Source organism: Qipengyuania flava (genome assembly GCF_011762005.1).
Classification (GTDB): domain Bacteria; phylum Pseudomonadota; class Alphaproteobacteria; order Sphingomonadales; family Sphingomonadaceae; genus Qipengyuania; species Qipengyuania flava.
Window position 1 is genome coordinate 35063 of record NZ_JAASQU010000004.1, and the last position, 17652, is coordinate 52714.

19 protein-coding genes are annotated in these 17652 nt (G+C 66.0%); 9 read left to right on the forward strand and 10 right to left on the reverse strand.

Going from position 1 to position 17652, the window contains the following annotated elements:
• The first annotated feature begins 21 nt into the window (after positions 1 to 21).
• Complete coding sequence (locus FHS69_RS12530; protein ID WP_166777981.1) at positions 22 to 693, forward strand: HAD-IA family hydrolase; 672 nt, start codon at positions 22 to 24, stop codon at positions 691 to 693.
• Positions 694 to 810: 117 nt separating this feature from the next.
• The gene (locus tag FHS69_RS12535; protein WP_067464017.1) at positions 811 to 1740 is read left to right on the forward strand and encodes an SDR family NAD(P)-dependent oxidoreductase; all 930 of its coding nucleotides are present in this window, start codon (positions 811 to 813) and stop codon (positions 1738 to 1740) included.
• A 59-nt stretch (positions 1741 to 1799) separates the two neighbouring features.
• Here FHS69_RS12535 and FHS69_RS12540 read toward each other — a convergent pair whose 3' ends face one another.
• From FHS69_RS12540 to FHS69_RS12555, 4 genes are read right to left on the reverse strand one after another with little or no spacing between them, the layout of a single operon-like run.
• Positions 1800 to 2150, reverse strand: a complete 351-nt coding sequence (locus FHS69_RS12540; protein ID WP_166777982.1) for a DUF2794 domain-containing protein — start codon at positions 2148 to 2150, stop codon at positions 1800 to 1802.
• Positions 2150 to 2851 carry a serine O-acetyltransferase EpsC gene (gene epsC, locus FHS69_RS12545; RefSeq protein WP_067464011.1) on the reverse strand — a complete coding sequence of 234 codons (702 nt, stop codon included), beginning with the start codon at positions 2849 to 2851 and terminating at the stop codon, positions 2150 to 2152. The genes FHS69_RS12540 and epsC overlap by 1 nt, the downstream gene beginning before the upstream one ends.
• A 26-nt stretch (positions 2852 to 2877) precedes the next feature.
• Positions 2878 to 3492, reverse strand: a complete 615-nt coding sequence (locus tag FHS69_RS12550; RefSeq protein ID WP_166777983.1) for an HdaA/DnaA family protein — start codon at positions 3490 to 3492, stop codon at positions 2878 to 2880.
• A gap of 10 nt (positions 3493 to 3502) precedes the next feature.
• A complete protein-coding gene (locus tag FHS69_RS12555; RefSeq protein WP_166777984.1) occupies positions 3503 to 4774 on the reverse strand; it encodes a heavy-metal-associated domain-containing protein in 1272 nt (423 codons plus the stop codon).
• Between the two features lie 69 nt (positions 4775 to 4843).
• On the opposite strand from FHS69_RS12555, the gene purM reads away from it, so the two are divergent.
• The 3 genes from purM to FHS69_RS12570 are packed head-to-tail and all read left to right on the forward strand — an operon-like array spanning position 4844 to position 8140.
• Positions 4844 to 5953, forward strand: coding sequence for a phosphoribosylformylglycinamidine cyclo-ligase (gene purM / locus FHS69_RS12560; RefSeq protein WP_166777985.1), 1110 nt, complete (start codon positions 4844 to 4846; stop codon positions 5951 to 5953).
• Positions 5946 to 6935, forward strand: a complete 990-nt coding sequence (gene purN, locus FHS69_RS12565) for a phosphoribosylglycinamide formyltransferase (RefSeq protein WP_166777954.1) — start codon at positions 5946 to 5948, stop codon at positions 6933 to 6935. The genes purM and purN overlap by 8 nt, the downstream gene beginning before the upstream one ends.
• 5 nt (positions 6936 to 6940) lie before the next feature.
• A complete protein-coding gene (locus tag FHS69_RS12570) occupies positions 6941 to 8140 on the forward strand; it encodes a sulfotransferase family protein (RefSeq protein ID WP_166777986.1) in 1200 nt (399 codons plus the stop codon).
• A gap of 6 nt (positions 8141 to 8146) precedes the next feature.
• Here FHS69_RS12570 and FHS69_RS12575 read toward each other — a convergent pair whose 3' ends face one another.
• The 6 genes from FHS69_RS12575 to FHS69_RS12600 all read right to left on the reverse strand — a co-directional run bounded on the left by FHS69_RS12575 (position 8147) and on the right by FHS69_RS12600 (position 11824).
• Positions 8147 to 8575 (reverse strand): nuclear transport factor 2 family protein, encoded by a 429-nt coding sequence (locus FHS69_RS12575; RefSeq protein WP_279588323.1) that lies wholly within the window; start codon positions 8573 to 8575, stop codon positions 8147 to 8149.
• Positions 8576 to 8656: 81 nt separating this feature from the next.
• Complete coding sequence (gene ndk / locus FHS69_RS12580) at positions 8657 to 9079, reverse strand: nucleoside-diphosphate kinase (protein WP_067463994.1); 423 nt, start codon at positions 9077 to 9079, stop codon at positions 8657 to 8659.
• A gap of 82 nt (positions 9080 to 9161) precedes the next feature.
• Positions 9162 to 9686 carry a hypothetical protein gene (locus FHS69_RS12585; RefSeq protein WP_130586954.1) on the reverse strand — a complete coding sequence of 175 codons (525 nt, stop codon included), beginning with the start codon at positions 9684 to 9686 and terminating at the stop codon, positions 9162 to 9164.
• 34 nt (positions 9687 to 9720) lie between these two features.
• Positions 9721 to 10173: a DNA polymerase III subunit chi gene (locus FHS69_RS12590; protein ID WP_067463987.1), complete on the reverse strand. Its 453-nt coding sequence runs from the start codon at positions 10171 to 10173 to the stop codon at positions 9721 to 9723.
• Entirely contained in the window at positions 10170 to 10334 is a 165-nt protein-coding gene (locus FHS69_RS12595) for a DUF2256 domain-containing protein (RefSeq protein WP_166777988.1), read from the reverse strand. The genes FHS69_RS12590 and FHS69_RS12595 overlap by 4 nt, the downstream gene beginning before the upstream one ends.
• 29 nt (positions 10335 to 10363) lie before the next feature.
• Positions 10364 to 11824, reverse strand: a complete 1461-nt coding sequence (locus FHS69_RS12600; RefSeq protein WP_166777989.1) for a leucyl aminopeptidase — start codon at positions 11822 to 11824, stop codon at positions 10364 to 10366.
• Between the two features lie 100 nt (positions 11825 to 11924).
• On the opposite strand from FHS69_RS12600, the gene FHS69_RS12605 reads away from it, so the two are divergent.
• From FHS69_RS12605 to rsmA, 4 genes are all read left to right on the forward strand, one after another.
• Positions 11925 to 14321: an LPS-assembly protein LptD gene (locus FHS69_RS12605; protein WP_166777990.1), complete on the forward strand. Its 2397-nt coding sequence runs from the start codon at positions 11925 to 11927 to the stop codon at positions 14319 to 14321.
• A gap of 164 nt (positions 14322 to 14485) precedes the next feature.
• A complete protein-coding gene (locus FHS69_RS12610) occupies positions 14486 to 15799 on the forward strand; it encodes a peptidylprolyl isomerase (RefSeq protein WP_166777991.1) in 1314 nt (437 codons plus the stop codon).
• An 8-nt stretch (positions 15800 to 15807) separates the two neighbouring features.
• The gene (pdxA, locus tag FHS69_RS12615) at positions 15808 to 16809 is read left to right on the forward strand and encodes a 4-hydroxythreonine-4-phosphate dehydrogenase PdxA (RefSeq protein ID WP_208380352.1); all 1002 of its coding nucleotides are present in this window, start codon (positions 15808 to 15810) and stop codon (positions 16807 to 16809) included.
• Positions 16802 to 17647, forward strand: a complete 846-nt coding sequence (gene rsmA, locus FHS69_RS12620) for a 16S rRNA (adenine(1518)-N(6)/adenine(1519)-N(6))-dimethyltransferase RsmA (RefSeq protein ID WP_166777993.1) — start codon at positions 16802 to 16804, stop codon at positions 17645 to 17647. Before pdxA ends, rsmA begins: the two co-directional genes overlap by 8 nt.
• The last annotated feature ends 5 nt before the right edge of the window (positions 17648 to 17652 follow it).

Consider the following 17652-nt stretch of genomic DNA (forward strand, 5'->3'; position numbering starts at 1 on the left):
CCTTCCGCCACCGCCTGCCGCATGCCTGACCTGCCTTTCGCCACCATCGGCTTCGACCTCGACGGAACCCTGCTCGAAACGCACCGCGATCTGGGGGCTGCGGTCAATCATGCGCTCGCGCTGGGCGGCTTCGAACCCGTGCCCGCCGATCACGCCAGCGATCTGATCGGTGGCGGTGCCAAGATCATGCTGCAACGCGCGGTGGACGAGCAGGGAGGCCTGCCCGAAGAGGAATTCCGCAAGCTCTACAAGGCCATGCTGGCCTATTATTCGGAGAACAACGCGGTCCACACCCGCCCCTATCCGCATGCGCGCGAAGTGCTCGATCAGTTGCGCGACAGCGGCATTGCGATGGTGGTTGTGACCAACAAGTTCGAGAGCTTCGCCCGGCAAATCCTCACCACGCTGGATCTGGCCGACCGGTTCGTGGCGATCATCGGCGGGGACACGATGGGCAAGGGCAAGGCCAAGCCCGCGCCGGACCCGGTCTTCGAAGCGGTCAAGCGCGGCGGCGGCGGGAGCCTCGCCTTTGTCGGTGACAGCTCCTATGACGTCATGGCGGCGCGTGCCGCCGGGGTTCCCGTGATCGGGGCGCGTTACGGCTATTGCGACAAGCCGCGCGGCGAACTGGGCGCCGATGCCGAGATCGATTCGCTCGCCGAGCTGATTCCGGCGCTTGCGCGCCTCGACTGAACGGTCCGCCGCTACGGAATGGCCCCGCGTCATACCGGCTGTTGCAAGTGCCCAGCGAACGTGCCACGCAGCCGCGCAAATTGACCTTTACGTAAACGACAAAGCAGGAGCAGCCCCATGAGCATCGACTTCAAGGACAAGGTAGCCATCGTCACCGGCGCAGGCGGCGGACTGGGTCGCGAATATGCACTCGAACTCGCCCGCCGCGGCGCCAAGGTCGTGGTCAACGATCTCGGTGGTTCGCGCGACGGCACCGGCCATTCGGACATGGCGCTGCAGGTCGTCGAGGAAATCGAGAAAGCCGGCGGCGAAGCGGTGTCGAACGGCGGCTCGGTTACTGAATACGAGCAGATGGAAAAGATGGTCGCCGACGCCAAGCAGAAGTGGGGCGGCGTGCATGTCGTCATCAACAATGCCGGCGTGCTGCGTGACAAGACCTTCGCCAAGATGACGATGGACGACTTCGAATTCGTCGTCGACGTGCACCTCAACGGTTCGGCGAACGTCACCAAGGCAGTGTGGGAAACCATGCGCGAACAGGCCTATGGCCGCGTGCTGATGACCGCTTCGTCGACCGGCCTGTTCGGCAATTTCGGCCAGGCGAACTACGGTGCCGCCAAGCTCGGCCTCGCCGGCCTGACCAAGACGCTGCAGCTGGAAGGCGCGAAGTACAACATCAAGATCAACACGATCTCGCCCGTTGCCGGCACGCGCATGACCGAAGACCTGTTCCCCGAGGAAGCCTTCAAGCTGTTCGATCCGGTGAACGTGGTTCCCGCCGCGCTTTTCCTCGTCAGCGAAGACGCGCCGACCAATGCGATCGTCGGCGCGGGCGCCGGGGGCTTCCACAGCGCCTGGACCGTCATGAACGACGCGGTCTGGCTCAAGGACGAGGAACGCACGGTCGAAGGCTTTGCCGCAAACTGGGACAAGATCAGCGAGTTCTCGAACCTCAAGGCCCCGCAGTCGGGCAGCGAGCAGTCGGGCGCGATCCTGACCGCAATGCAGAAGGTGACCGGAACCGGCCCCGACAGCGCCCGCGGCTGATCCTTCGGACATAAATCAGGAAGGGGGCTCGTGCTGCGGCGCGGGCCCTTTTTCTTTGCTCAGTCGTCGATCGCCTTGAGCAGCCGCCGTTCCACCGGCGCAATCACGCCAGGCAATTCGTGCCCCCGCTTGAGCACCTGCCCGTGTTCGCCGAACAGCGTCCACATGCCCTGCTTGTTGCGCAGCGCCGGGCGTTTCTCGATCCGCGCCTGCGGCCGTTCCGCAGCACGGCGGAAAGCAGCGAACACCGCGACATCCCTGGTGAAGTCCATCGCATAGTCGCGCCATTCGCCCGCCGCGACCATGCGTCCGTAAAGATCGAGGATGCGCGTCAATTCTTCGCGGCTGAACCCCACCTGTTGCGGCCGCCGCCCCGGAAAGGCGACCACCGTTTCCCCGAGAAAACTCATCAATCGTCGGTTCCGCTACGCGGCGCCGGCTCGCGCCCGGCACGCATCGCCTCGACTTCGGCGCGCAGCGCCTTGAGCTCGACCTCGAGCTTCTCGACGCAGTCGCGACTCACCTCGCGCACGCCCTCGCAAGGGTCGTCGCAGGGTGTGCCGTAGGGAATGAATTCCTTGAGCCATTGTTCGGCGGGCACCAGCGTGCTGCGCGCCTTCAGACCGATCATGGTTGCGCCTTCTGGCACCTCGTCGGTGACCACCGCGTTGGCACCGATCCGCGCGCGGCGGCCCACGGTGATCGGCCCAATGACTTGCGCACCCGACCCGATGATCACTTCATCGGAAATGGTCGGATGGCGCTTGCCCCCCTTGCCATTGGTCGGGTTGGTTCCGCCCAGCGTCACGCACTGGTAGATCGTCACATTGTCGCCGATTTCGGCGGTTTCGCCGATTACCGAGAATCCGTGATCGATGAACAGGTTCTTGCCGATCTTCGCACCGGGGTGGATGTCGATGGCAGTGACCATCCGGCTCCAGTGATTGACCAGCCGGGCGAGAAAAAACAGCTCGGCCTCGAACAGCCAGTGCGCAATACGGTGGTAGAACACCGCCCAGACGCCGGGATAGGTCAGGACCTCCCACCGGCTGCGGGGGGCCGGATCGCGTGCCTTCACGCTGTCGAGATAAGCGACAAGCCGTTCGAACATCGGCACATTCTCCCATCGGGAAACAATTAAATCAAGCGGGCCTGGTCCGGCCCCTGCACCGCTTCCAACGCGTCACGCCATACAGATAGGGTTGCCGGAACCTGCCGTTCAAGGCTGAGCCGGTCGATTTCGGTCACGATTTTCTCGATGGCCGCGTAGCTGCGCTCCATCCGCGGCACGAGATAGGCGGGGGCACCCTCGCCCATCGCCAGCCCGCGCTGGGCGGCATGCGACAGCATGAGGTCGCGCGCCAGATCGTCATCGGGAGCGCCGATCTCGAGCTGCAGGGCCGCCCCCATCCGGCTGCGCAGATCGGCCAGTTCGATATCCCAGCGCAGCCCGTCCGCCACCAGCAGCAGCGGGAAGCCATCTTCCTGCGCGCGGTTCCAGCGGTGGAAAATCTCGGTCTCGTCGAGCCCTTCGACGCCGTCGATCACCCCGCCGGCCTGCTGATTGGCAAACCAGCGCGCGAACAAGGATTTTCCCGAGCGTGGCGGGCCATGCAGGATCGCGGTTCGGAACGGCCAACTTTCGGGTGCGCGCAGCGCATCGGCAACCGCGCGGTTGCCTACGCCAAGGATGATCGAGGCGGGTTCGCCGCTTCCGGCGGGAATCAGCGGGAGCGCGATCTGCGAACTCATCGCGAGCGCGTCAGCGGCTGATGGCGAGCGCGTTGCTGCCCTGGCGAACGGTAAAGCCACGGGCGCGCAGGGCATCGGCGAGCTGCGCAATGGAACCGGCGTAGCTCACCGTCATCACCGAGGTCCCGCCGATCGCGGTGCTGCGGACGCCCGTACTGCGGACACCGGGGGTCCCGCGCACCGCGGAAATCGAACCGTCGAAGGCCGCCGCGTCCGGCGTTGCGACCTGAACCGTGTAAAGCGCGACCGAGCCCTCAGGCGGAGGTGTCTGGATCGGCGCGGCGGTGATCGCATCGCCGCTCTCGGCGGTAGGCTGCGAGGCGCTGGCGGCAGCGCGCTCCTGCGCCCGCAACGCGCGGCCAAGATCGAGCAGGCGCTGCAATGCAGGGTCGAGTTCGGGCGTGCCGATGTTGAGCGTCGGATCGGGGCGCAGCTTGCCGTCCGCCAGCGCCAGCGTGAAAATGCGGTCGAAGCGCACAACGGCGCGTTCGAGCATGGCAGGCAATTCGGCGGGCGAAGCCGCAGTCATGTCGAAACCGTCGAGATACTCATTGTCCGGCCCGAACCGCGCGGTGAATGTGCCCTCGATCGGTCCGCCCGGATAGGTGTAGCGCAGCTGCGCAATGGGCACGAGCACATCGGCAGCACCGAACTGATCGAGCGCATTGCGCCACCAGGTGCGGCTGCGACGTCCGGTCTGGCCGTAGGTCAGCAGCAGCGAATCGCCACCGGCCCCTGCAGGGCGGACATAATCGATGCGGCTCTGCCCGGCCTGGAACTCGGCCCAGGCACGCTGCCAGGGATTGCGCTGCTCATAGACCATCTGCGTTCCGGCAGAGACCGTGACCGGGAGCAGCAGCATCGGCGCCGAACGCGTCGCCTCGCCCGCCGCGCCGAGATAGCGTGAGGCGCGCTGGCGGTCGAACACCACGCCCAGCGTCGCGATATAGCGCTTCGGGCCCAGCCGTTCGCGTTCGATGACGATCGCCGACACGAGTCCGGCGATCTGCGAATCGCTCAGGCTCGGACCGTCGAGCCGCGCCCACGCCTTGCGCTGCGCCTCTTCCCATGCCTGTTCGCGTGCAGCCGAGCCGCTTTCGGCGCGCACGTCGACCTCGATGCCCATGACCTCGATATCGCTGCTCGAGGCGATCGGGGCGATACCGCGCTCGCCACCGACCTGTGCCCAAACGACCACGCCGAGCGCGCACAGGCCGGCCAGTACGGCAGCCAGAACAGCGGAGCGACGAAGCGCGGGGGTGAGGGAAAGGGTCTGGATCATGGGGAAAACAGGGCGCCTTTTGCCGAAAGGCTGCTGGAAATCCAAGCGCGAATGCGTAAGGCGGAACACATGAGTGACGAACCGCGCCAGAACGACCCCTCCTACACCTATGAACAGGCGGGGGTCTCGATCGAAGCGGGCAATGCTCTGGTCAAGGCAATCGGCCCGCTGGTCAAGGCGACGATGCGCCCCGGTGCGGACGGCGAAATCGGTGGTTTCGGCGGCTTTTTCGATCCGAAAGCGGCAGGGTACAAGGACCCGCTGCTGGTGGCGGGCAATGACGGTGTCGGCACCAAGCTGAAGCTGGCGATCGACAGTGGCCGGCACGACACGGTGGGCGTCGATCTCGTCGCCATGTGCGTCAACGACCTGATCGTCCAGGGCGCCGAGCCGCTGTTCTTCCTCGATTACTTCGCCACCGGCAAGCTGGAGAACGGCGTGGCCGAGCGCGTCATTGCGGGCATTGCGGATGGTTGCAAACAGGCCGGCTGCGCGCTGATCGGCGGGGAAACGGCCGAGATGCCCGGCATGTATGCTGCGGGCGACTACGATCTGGCGGGTTTCTGCGTCGGCGCGGTGGAACGCGGCGAGCAATTGACCGGCGAACGCGTTGCGCCGGGCCATATCCTGCTCGGTGTCGCGAGTTCGGGCGTGCATTCGAACGGCTATTCGCTCGTCCGTCGTCTGGCCGAAGACAAGGGCTGGAAGCTCGATCGGCCCGCGCTGTTCGATCGCGATCGCCTGCTGATCGACGCGCTGATCGAACCCACGCGCATCTATGTAAAGAGCCTGCTGCCGATCGTGCGCGACGGATTGGTCGATGCGATGGCGCATATCACCGGCGGCGGCTTGCTGGAGAACATTCCGCGCGTTCTGCCGGCGGACGCGCACGCCGAAGTCGATGCAGACGGCTGGGACCAGCCCGGACTGATGGCTTTCCTGCAGGCGCAGGGCAATATCGAACCGGCGGAAATGGCGCGCACTTTCAATTGCGGCGTCGGCATGGTGCTGGCGGTCGATCCGGCCAATGCCGAAATCGTTCGCTCGCGGCTCGAAGATGCGGGCGAAACCGTGCTTGCGGTCGGCCGTATCGCGGCCGGCGAGAAAGGCTGCACCGTGCGCGGATCGGCGGGCACCTGGGCCGCGCGCGAGGACTGGTCGGCGACCCACCTTGGCTGACACGAACGCCGAGACATCGCCCGCCAAGGCCAAGGTCGCGGTCTTCGTCTCGGGCACCGGAACCAATATGGCGGCGCTGCTCTACGCCAGCCGTCTGCCGGGTGCCGTCTATGAAATCGTGTTGGTCGCTGCGAACGATGCCGACGCAGGCGGACTGCAGATCGCCGCCACCGAAGGAGTGGCCACCTTCGCCCTGTCGCACAAAGGCATGAGCCGCGCCGATCACGATGCCGCGATGGAGAAAGCCGCGCTCGAAGCGGGTGCGCAATATATCGCGCTGGCGGGCTACATGCGGATCCTCAGCCCCGGCTTCGTCCAACGCTGGGAAGGCCGGATGCTCAACATCCATCCTTCGCTGCTCCCCAAATACACCGGGCTCGATACGCACGCCCGCGCGATCGAGGCGGAGGATGCGCATGGCGGCGTCAGCGTCCATCTGGTGACCGAAGAGCTCGATGCGGGTGAAATCCTCGGCCAGATCGCCGTCGCTATAACGCCCGGGGATACGCCCGACACGCTGGCCGCGCGCGTTCGCCTTGCCGAACACCAGCTCTACCCCCGCGTGCTCGGCGATTACGTATCGCGCGGTAGCGATCCGCAGCACCTGCTCGAGCGGCTACGCGCTTTGGCGCTGGCCCTGCCACAAACGCATGAGCGCGAGAGCCACGGGGCTCCCGGCTTCCGCGTCGGAAGCGAGAAATCGGGCAAGTATTTCGCCCATTTTTCCGATCGACATCACGGCACGCCGCACATCTCGCTGCTGGTCAAATGCAGCGGGATGGACGAACTGGAGCACTTGGTCGAAACCCAGCCCGAGGCCTATCACAAGCCGGCCTATTACGGCGCGAGCGGCTGGATCGGGATCATCCTCAACCGCCCCGGTCTCGAGTGGGAAGCGGTCGACGAATGGCTGCAGCGCAGTTGGCGGCAGGTCGCCCCCAAGAGCGTGACCCGCTTGCTCGACGCGGCGGACGAATTCTAGGCCGCATGGGCTCGCTGCCGCCCCGCCCGCACCCGCTTGCCCGCGCGAAAGCGGCCAACTGGTCGATCCGGGCGCTGCAGGCGCTATGGGATCGCGGCATCACGCCCAAACCCGATCTCGAGCCCGCCTATCTGTGGGAGATCGGCAGTCGCGGTTTCGAAACCGCTGACGAAGCGGCCGGTCGCGGCCACGCCGAGGTCGCGGATTTCCGCGAACGGCTTGAAATCCTCTGCGCCAGCCTGCGAACCGAAGCGGACCTCAACGCGCTGGGTCACACCATGGCCTATGGCCAGCTGACGTCGGCGATCCGCAAACGGCATGCCTTGGGCCGCATCTGGCGCACCGAACCGGAACTCGCACAAACCCCGATCGCCGCGCCCATCGTGGTGGTGGGCCAGATGCGCGCAGGCACGACGCGAATGCATCGCTTGCTTGCAGCCGATCCGCGCCATGCGGGCACGCGCTTCTGCAACAGTCACAATCCAGTCCCCGTCACGCCCGACTGGCGTCCTTTCAAAGCCGGAGCAGCGCTGGCGATCGCGCGACGGGTCAATCCCTGGCTCGAAGCGCTGCATCCATTCGGGTCGACCCGCACCGACGAGGAAATCGGCTGGCTCGCCGGCGCTCTGTCTCCCGCGACATTCGAGGCGCAGTGGCACATACCGGGTTTCGTCGCGTGGAGCGAAGCGAGCGACCCCACGCCGGTCTATGCGGAGTTTGCGCGCATCCTGCGGATGGATGCGGCCACGATGGGCGATGCGACGCGCCCCCGGGTGCTCAAATGCCCGCAGTTCTCGGAAGACCTGCCCGCGTTGCTCGCGCAGTTTCCCGACGCGCGGCTGGTGGTGGCGCGCCGCGATGCAGCGGAAGTGCTCGAAAGTTCGGTATCGCTGGTCGCTAGCCAGAGCGGCATGCAGAGCGACAGCGCCGATCTCGGCAGGCTGACGGCGGAATGGCAACGCAAGCTGGCGCTGCGCCAGCAGCGTATCGAATGCGCGCTCGGGACCTTCGAGGGACACGTCGCCCATGTGGATTTCGCGCGCCTCAACGCCGATTGGGAGCGCGAGATCGCGCAGGTCTATGCCGCGCTGGACATTCCGCTGTCGCAGGAAGCGCTTGGCGCAATGCGGGCGGAGCACGATCGTGCAGCCGGGGGCCAGCACACCGCGCATCGCAAGCAGATCGAAGAATTCGCGGCGGGTTGAGGCTGACTAGCAGATTGCCGCGCGTGCTTCGGCTTGCGCTGCGAAAAGCGGCGCCGACATCGAATCGCCCGGGCGAATGATCTCGATCCGGGAAATCCGCGCGCCGTCGAAACCGACCCGCCAGAGTACCTTGCCATCGATCTCCGGCATCGGGCTGTCCATGTGCCCGCGCACGAGGACATCACCTCGCGAATGATCGAGCGTGCCGACGGTCATTTGCGGACTGTCGGCCTGTTCGCGGAAGGCACGATCGCTGGCTAGTATGCGGTCTCGTCCCGCAATGCGCCGCCCTATGACGTCGACCATGACCGCATCGGGAGAGAGCAACTCTGACACCGTGCGATAATCAAGCGCGTTGAGAGCGCCGACGAGCGCGAAGACGGCCCGGCCCCGGGCCCTGCGCGTCAAACGCCGGTTTATCAGTCCCCCCAACATAACGGGGACGATCCTATTCCGGATCGTCCCCGCGAAATACTGGCGTCACTACTTAGCCGGCCACGCGGCCGGAACGGCGCTTCAGCCGACCAGTTCGTCTTCGTTGAAGAAGAAGTCGATCTCGATCTTGGCGTTTTCGTCGCTATCCGAACCGTGGACCGAATTGGCTTCGATCGATTCGGCATAGGTCTTGCGGATCGTGCCTTCATCGGCATCGGCGGGGTTGGTCGCGCCCATCACGTCGCGGTTGCGCTTGACGGCGTCTTCGCCTTCGAGAACTTGCACGACGACCGGACCCGAGATCATGAATTCCACGAGCTCGCCGAAGAAGGGGCGTTCCTTGTGAACCGCGTAGAAGCCTTCGGCCTGTTCACGAGTCATCTGGATGCGCTTCGATGCGACGACGCGCAGGCCGGCATCTTCCAGCATCTTGGTGACCGCACCGGTCAGGTTGCGGCGCGTCGCGTCGGGCTTGATGATCGAAAATGTGCGGGTAACCGCCATGGTGATTTCCTTGCGTGGATTTTATTCGGGGGAGAGAATTCTCGCGCGCGCCCCTAGCGCCGCCCGCGCGCGCGGGCAAGATTCATTCGAGACCGCGTGCGACCGACAATTGCGCCTGCGTGACGTCTTCCTCGCGCGTGGCGGTGAAGGAGAAGCTGGTCCCGTCCGCATCCTCGCCGCCGATCATCATGGTCGCATCCGAACTGAGAGAGGTGGCAACATCGATCTGCGCGGCTTCGGCCTCGGCGCGGTAGTGCGCCACCATCTGTTCGGGCGTATCCTCGCTCTCGAGCGTGACCAGCACCAATTGCCCCGCCCCTTGCTCGACACGAGTATTGTTGGTCACGCGCGCCTCGGGATAGATCGTGAAGCCTGCCGGCAGGGCAACCGGTACTTTCTCGCCCGAGCGCAGCGTGGTGGTGGTCCCGTCGTCTCCGGTATATTGCGCGCGGGTTTCGCCCGTGGCGGGATCGATGTCGTAGGATCCCCTCGCTTCGGCGCCATCCTCCGCGTCCTCGCTGCCGCCGTCCGCGCTGCAAGCACCGAGCGCGAGCGCGGCGGCACTGAATGCGGCGATACGGGCGGCGGTGGGTGTACGGCGGTTCATATCCTATCGACCCACGAGCCCCCCATGGGTTCCGTCAGCGGCCCTCGCGCCAGGTGCCGTTTTCGTCCTGCTTGTTGATCCGGTTGTCGACGGTTTCGTCCTGCGCGAAGCGGCGCCACAAGTCCGCGGCCGCATCTCGCTGCGCGCCGTCGAACAGCAGCAACACGCGATCGAAACGGAGCGCCTCCTCGCGCCATTGCCCGTCTGCGATCAGCGCCATACGGGCTCCGTTCGGCGCGTCGCATGCATCCGCCAGCAGGATCGGCTGGCGTGCGGCATGCGGCGCCTCGGCCATGCCGTGCGCAAGGAAAGCGGCCCCGCCCTGCTCCCAGAGGATCTTCGAAAGATGCTCGCGTTGCGCCGCTTCCGCGCTGACCACGACCAGCCGCTCGCCCGCCTGAAGCACCTTGCGCGCCAGCTTGGCGACGGTGACGTCGACCGGATCGCGGCTGAGCTGGTAGAAATCGACGCGGGTCGTCCCGGTCATGCGTCCCCTCCCCCCGTGTCAGCCGTACCCGGCCTGTTGCGCCGGCATCGTTCGGAACAGTATTTGACCTGATCCCAGTCGCGCGCCCATTTCTTGCGCCACGCAAATTCCAAGCCACAGGCAAGGCAGGTCTTGGTTGCAAGGTCGCCCTTGCGTCGCATCCTGCCTGTGCCCCCGGCCATGGTCGGCGTCAGCCTTCGATCGTATCGCGCACGAAGCGGTCGAGCAGGCGCACGCCGTAACCGGTCGCCCCCTTGCCCCAGGTCCGGCCGGGCTTGTCCGACCAGACCATGCCCGCGACATCGACATGCGCCCACGGCGTACCGTCGGCGATGAAGCGCTGGAGGAACTGCGCCGCAGTGATCGAACCGGCCGCACGCCCGCCGATGTTCTTCATGTCGGCGATCGGCGAGTTGATCAGCTTGTCATAGGCGGGGCCGATCGGCAGCCGCCAGTTGCGGTCGCCCGTCGCCTCGCCCGCCTCGTGCAGCTGGCGCGCCAGCTCGTCATCGTTGGAGAACACGCCCGCAAATTCGTGACCCAGCGCAATGATCATCGCCCCGGTGAGCGTGGCGAAATCGAGCACGCGCGCGGGCTTGAACTCTTCCTGCGTCCAGTGGAGCGCATCGGCCAGAACCAGCCGCCCCTCGGCATCGGTGTTGAGCACTTCGATGGTCTGTCCGCTCATGCTGGTGACCACGTCGCCCGGACGCTGCGCCTTGCCGTCGGGCATGTTTTCGACCAGCCCCATGACACCGACGATATTGGCCTTCGCCTTGCGTCCCGCGAGCGCGAGCATGGCACCGGCGACCGCGCCGGCACCGCCCATGTCCCATTTCATGTCTTCCATGCCCGGTCCCGGCTTGATCGAGATCCCGCCGGTGTCGAAGGTCACGCCCTTGCCCACGAAGGCGGTCGGAGCGGCACCCGCTTCGCCGCCGTCCCAGCGGATCGCGAGAATGCGCGATTCGCGGTCCGAGCCGAGCCCGACGCCAAGCAGGGAGCCCATACCGAGCTTCTCCATCTCGGCCTCGTCGAGCACGATGATCTCCGCCCCCGTGCCGGCGAAGCGCTCGCGGCAGCGTTCGACGAAGCTCTCGGGATAAAGGATGTTGGCGGGCTCGGTGATGAGTTCGCGGGTGAATTCGACGCCTGCTGCCAGATGGGTCAGCTCGTCCCACGCAGCTTCGGTCCCCTCGGGCGCGCCGACCACGGTGACCGTTGCCAGCGTGACCTTCTGTTCGTCCTTCATCGTGGTGCGATAGATGTCATAGCGCCAGTTGCGCAGGCGCAGGCCGAGCAGGACGCTGGCGGCTTCTTCGGCGCTCAGGCTGCTGCCCGCGAGGTCGAGCACCAGTTCGGCATCGCCGATCGACTGGTATTTGGCAGCCAGCGCGGCGCCCGCCTTCTCGCAATTGGCCAGCCGCGCCTCGTCATTGCGGTCGCCCGCGCCTGCCAGCGCCAGCCGGAGGACCTGCCCGTCGCGCTCGACGAAGCCTTCGAAAAGCTGTCCCGCCTTGCCCTTGAAACGCGCGCTCTCGGCGCCTTCCGCCAGTGCCTTTTCGAGCCCTTCGGGAAGCTTGCCCTTGTCAGTGACTTGCGCAACAAGGCGCGCACTCTGCGGTCGGGACTGGCTGAACTGAATGTGCATGAAATCTCCGGAATCGTCTGCAATCGGGGGCGGCGCGCGTCGCGACCAACCCACAAGGATGACGATTGCGATTAGGCGTGGCCGGTGCGATAGGCAAGGGATGCTCCCCCCTGTCGAGACCACCCCGCGCATCAGCCGGGAGGCCACCCGTCCCACCACCCTCACCGCGCTGGCGCTGACCCTGTTCGCCGCGCAGCCCGCGTTGGCGCAGGATGCGGCGGACGCAGTCGGCAGCGTGGTCGATCCGCAAGGCACGCCGGGCGACCCGCAACCCGATCAGCCAACCGTGGATACGGCGCGCGATAGCGACGAGCTGCTGACAGTGCCCGATCCCAATGCCGGGCTTGACGCGCCGCCCGCTCCCACGGGCGACGACGGGGTGGACGCAGCGGGCAACAGGGCGATCGATTTCGAGGCCGACATTCTCGAATACAGCGCCAATAGCGACACGGTGACCGCCAGCGGAAATGTCGTGCTGCGCAGCGGCGATCGTTCGCTGCGTGCCGATTCGGTCAGCTGGAACGAGAGCACGGGCGAAATACTCGCCACCGGCCGCGTCCGTTTCGTCGACGAGAACGGGAACCAGCTGTTCTCCGAACGGGTCGAACTCACCGACGAATTCGAAGCCGGGGCGATGGACAATCTGCTGCTCGCCCTGCGACAGGGCGGACGCCTCGCCGCGACGCGCGGGCTGCGCGAAAGCGACGGCACGGTCGCATTGGAACAGGCCGCCTACAGCGGGTGCGAAGTGGTCGATCCGCAAGGCTGTCCGCGCGACCCCAGCTGGCGGATAACTGCCGAGCGCGTGGTCTACGATCCGGCGAGCGAGCGGATCAGTTTCAACGGTGCATTCCTCGAGCTGTTCGGGGCCCGCATCCTGCCCCTGCCCGGCCTGACCATCCGTACCGACGGTGGCGCGGTATCGGGCTTCCTCGTGCCCGACCTGCGGTTTTCGGAAAGCAACGGCGTCGAGGTTTCAGGCAGCTACTATATCCGCTTCGCGGACGACAAAGACCTGACGCTGACCACCCACGTCTATACCGATGCGGCGCCGATGGTGGCCGCGCAATGGCGGCACCTCACCGAAAGCGGCGCCTACCAGATCACCGGCTATGCCACGCATTCGCAGCGCATCTCGACGCTGACGGGCGTGGCCGACAGTGCGGAGGAGTTCCGCGGCTACCTGTTCGCGAACGGCAAGTTCCAGCTGACCCCCGACTGGAGCCTGACCGGATCGATCCGCCGCTCGACCGATCGCACCTTCCTGCGGCGCTACGACATCAGCCGCGACGACCGGCTGCGCTCGACCATCGAGCTCGAACGGATCGCCGGAAATACCTATTTCTCGTTGGCGGGCTGGGCCACGCAGACGCTGCGGCTCGACCAGCCGCAGGGCGAGGTGCCCGTTGCGCTCCCCGTACTCGACGTGCGCTGGCGACCCGACGCGCAGATACTTGGCGGGCAACTCGAACTGCAGGGCAATACGCTCGCGATCGCGCGCGACATCGGGCAGGATACCCAGCGCGCCTTCGCCCGCGCACAATGGGACCTGCGCCGCGTCACCGCCCTGGGCCAGGTGGTCACGCTTACCGGCATGCTGCGCGGCGACGTGTACCACTCGGACGAGAACTACCTCACCGACACGGTCAGCTATCGCGGCAATCCGGGGTGGGAGTATCGCGGCGTGGCATTGGGTGCGCTCGACGTGCAATGGCCCTTCGTCGGAGAAGCCTTCGGCGGCACGCAGGTGTTCACCCCGCGCGTGCAGTTCGTCGCCACGCCGCCAATCAAGAACCTTGCGATCCCCAACGAGGACGCGCGCGCGATCGATCTGGAGGATTCGAATCTCTTCGCGCTCAACCGCTTTCCCGGTTACGACCGGGTCGAGGACGGCGCGCGTGTTACCTATGGCTTCGACTGGTCGCTGCGCGTGCCCGAATGGGAGCTCAAGACCAATGTCGGCCAATCCTACCGGCTCGACAGCGACCGCGACATCTTCCCGGTGGGCACCGGCCTGTCCGAACGCTTCTCCGATTTCGTCGGACGGACCGAAGTGCGCTACAAAGACTTCCTGCGCTTCACGCACCGGTTCCGGCTGGACAAGGACAATCTCGCGATCCGCCGCAACGAGATCGACGCCACCGTCGGATCGAGCAAGACCTATGCCGAGCTCGGCTATGTCCGGCTCGATCGCGACATTACCGATGTCGAGGATTTGCAGGATCGCGAGGAACTGCGCGGCGCCGTGCGCATCTCTTTCGCGAATTACTGGTCGCTGTTCGGTTCGGGCGTGTTCAACCTGACCAATCGTGAGGAAGACCCCACGCTCGAATCCGACGGCTTCGACCCGATCCGCACGCGGCTGGGGGTGGCCTACCAGGATGACTGCCTCGAACTGGGTGTCACCTGGCGCCGTGATTACATCACGTCGGGCGATGCCGAGCGCGGCGACACCTTCCAGTTCTATTTCAGCCTGAGAAATCTGGGTTTCCGATAGGTCGCGCTTGTTGGCACCTCGTCGTAAACACGCTATCCGCCCCGCAATTATCAGCTTTGGTTAAGCCGCGCCCCGGCATTGCGCGTGGCATATTCGGGCATCAGGGCGATGCCGCAAGACAGGTTCGACACGTGACTGCAAAACCGATTTCCCGACTGCTTTCGATGGCCGCCGCTGCCGGCCTCGCTGCCGCACCGATCGCGGGCCAGGCGCAACAGACGATGGCCCAGGGTGACCTGCTCGGCCTGCCGAGCGATCTCACCATGCTGCAGAACAGCGATCCCAACCGCCGTGTTGCGACATCGGTCGTGAACGGCTTTGTCATCACCGAAACCGATGTCGACCAGCGCGTGGCGCTGCTGCTGGCAGCCAATCAGCGGCCGGTCAGCGACGAGGAAATGACTCGCGTGCGCATGCAAGTGCTGCGCAATTTGATCGACGAAACGCTGCAGATCCAGGCCGCCATCGCGCAGGAACTGGATATCTCGCAGGCCGAAGTCGACCAGACCTATGCCCGTGTCGCGGCGCAGAACTTCGGTCAGGAACCCGGCCGGATGGACGAATATCTCACCTCGATCGGTTCCTCACCCGAAGCGCTCAAGCGTCAGATCACGGGTGAACTGGCATGGAACGCGCTGCTGCGCCGCAATATCGCGCCCTTCGTCAATGTCTCCAGCGACGAGGTCAACGAGCTGATCGAACGGCTCGAGGCCTCGCGCGGGACCGAGGAATACCGACTGGGCGAAATCTACCTTTCGGCCACGCCCGAAAGCGAAGCGGCGGTGGAAGCCAACGCCAACAAGATCGTCGAGCAGCTCCGCCAGGGCGGTAGCTTCGTCGCTTACGCACGCCAGTTCTCCGAAGCCTCGACCGCCGCGGTCGGCGGCGATCTCGGCTGGATCCAGCTGGCCCAGCTCAAGAACGCCCAGCTCGAAGCCGTTGCCGCCGAAATGGCGCCCGGCCAGCTGGTCGGACCGGTGCGCATCCCGGGCGGCTTCTCGATCCTGTACCTGATCGACAAGCGCCAGGTGCTGACCGCCGATCCGCGCGATGCGCTGCTCAGCCTCAAGCAGATCCAGATCAGCTTCGAACCGGGCATGTCGCAGGCCGCAGCACAGCAGAAGGTCGCCGCATTCACCGAAGGCGTGCAGTCGATCCGCGGTTGCGGCGATGCCGAGAACGCCGCCGCGCGGCTGGGTGCCTCGGTCGTCACCAACGATCAGATTCGCGTCCGTTCGCTGCCCGATGCGCTGCAGAACATCATCCTGCAGTTGCAGGTCGGCCAGGCGACCCCGCCTTTCGGTTCCTTCGAGGAAGGAGTGCGCGTGCTGATGCTGTGCGGTCGTGACGATCCGCAGGTCGCGGCCGGCCCCGACTTCAACCAGATCATGGGCCAGCTCGAGGACGAGCGCATCGAGAAGCGCGCGCAGCGTTACCTGCGCGACCTGCGCAACGACGCCTTCATCGAGTACAATTGACGCTGAGCATGGCGCCCCTCGCCGTATCGATTGGCGATCCGGCGGGGATCGGGCCTGAAATCATCGTCGAAAGCTGGGCGCGGCGCTCCGAAGAAGGCCTCGCGCCCTTCTTCGTCGTCGGGGGCGCGAACGTGCTTGCGGCCGCGGCGACCGGTCGTGGCCTGGCGTTGGCGGTCGAACCTATCGAAGACCCTGCGCAGGCGCGCGACGTGTTCGGCCGGGCATTGCCCGTTCTGGGCCAGGAGGATGTCACCGCAACGATGGGCCGCCCGGACGAACAGGGTGCGGCGCTGGCGCTGCATTCGCTGGCCGAAGCGACGCGCTGCGTGCTGCTGAAGACCGCGTCAGCGATCGTCACCGCGCCGATTGCCAAGGCGCAATTGTCGGCGGTCGGCTTCGAGCACCCGGGACAAACCGAATTTCTCGCCGAAGTTTGCGGCAAGGACACCGAACAGGCGGTGATGATGCTCGCCGGCCCCAGCCTGCGCGCAGTGCCGCTGACCGTGCATTGCGCGCTGTCCGAAGTGTCCGGTCGGCTGTCGCAGCCGCAGATCGAGCGACGCGCGCGGATCGTGGCTGCAGCGTTGCAAACGGATTTCGGCATCGCCACGCCCCGCATCGCCGTTTGCGGCCTTAACCCGCATGCCGGAGAAGGCGGGCGGTTTGGCACCGAGGAAGCGCGGATCATTGCCCCGGCGATCGAAACGCTGCGCGGCGAAGGCCTTGACGTGACCGGCCCGCACCCGGCCGATGCACTGTTCACCCCGCGCGCACGGCAGACCTACGATGCGGCGCTGGCGATGTATCACGACCAGGCGCTGGTCCCGCTCAAGGCGCTCGATTTCGACGAGGGGGTCAATGTCACGCTTGGCCTGCCGATCGTGCGCACGAGCCCCGATCACGGCACCGCGTTCGATATTGCGGGCAAGAACCTCGCCGATCCCGGGGCGATGATTGCCGCCATACGCATGGCGTCCGAGATCGCTGCCAACCGGGCCGCGCATGGCTGAACTCCCTCCGCTTCGCGAAGTCATCGCCCGGCACGGGCTCAGCGCATCGAAGGCGCTGGGGCAGAATTTCCTGTTCGACGAGCATCTGCTCGACCGGATCGCGGCGGTTCCCGGTGAACTTTCGGGCAGGCAGGTGCTCGAGGTGGGCCCCGGTCCGGGCGGGCTTACACGCGCGCTGCTGCGTGCCGGTGCCCGCGTGACCGCAATCGAGATGGACCGCCGCTGCCTGCCCGCGCTGGCCGAACTGGAAGACGCCTTCCCGGGCCAGTTGCGCGTAATCGAGGGCGACGCGCTCAAGCTCGATCATGCAGAACTGATGGGCGGAGAACCCTTCGCCGTATTGTCGAACCTGCCCTACAATGTGGGCACCGCGCTGTTCGTGCGCTGGTTGGCCGGGGCCACGGGCAGCGAGAATGCATGGCCGCCGCTGTGGACGAGCCTGACGCTGATGTTCCAGCAGGAGGTCGCGCAGCGCATTGTCGCGCAGCCGGGCGGCCCGGCCTATGGGCGGCTCGCAGTCTTGGCACAGTGGCGCAGCCGCGCGAAGCTGGCGATGAAGGTCCACCGCAGCGCCTTCACCCCGCCTCCCAAGGTGATGAGCGCGATCGTCCATGTCGAACCCGCGGACATGCCCGAGGGGGTCGACGCCCGGCTGCTCGAACGGCTGACCGAAGCCGCCTTCGGCCAGCGCCGCAAGATGCTGCGACAGAGCCTCAAGGGTGTTCCCGGCGCAGTCGATGCGCTCGAGGTTATCGGCGTCGATCCGCAACGCCGCGCCGAAACCGTCACGGTCGACGAATTCGTGACGCTCGCGCGCGTGCTCAGCGCAGAACGCTGAAGTCC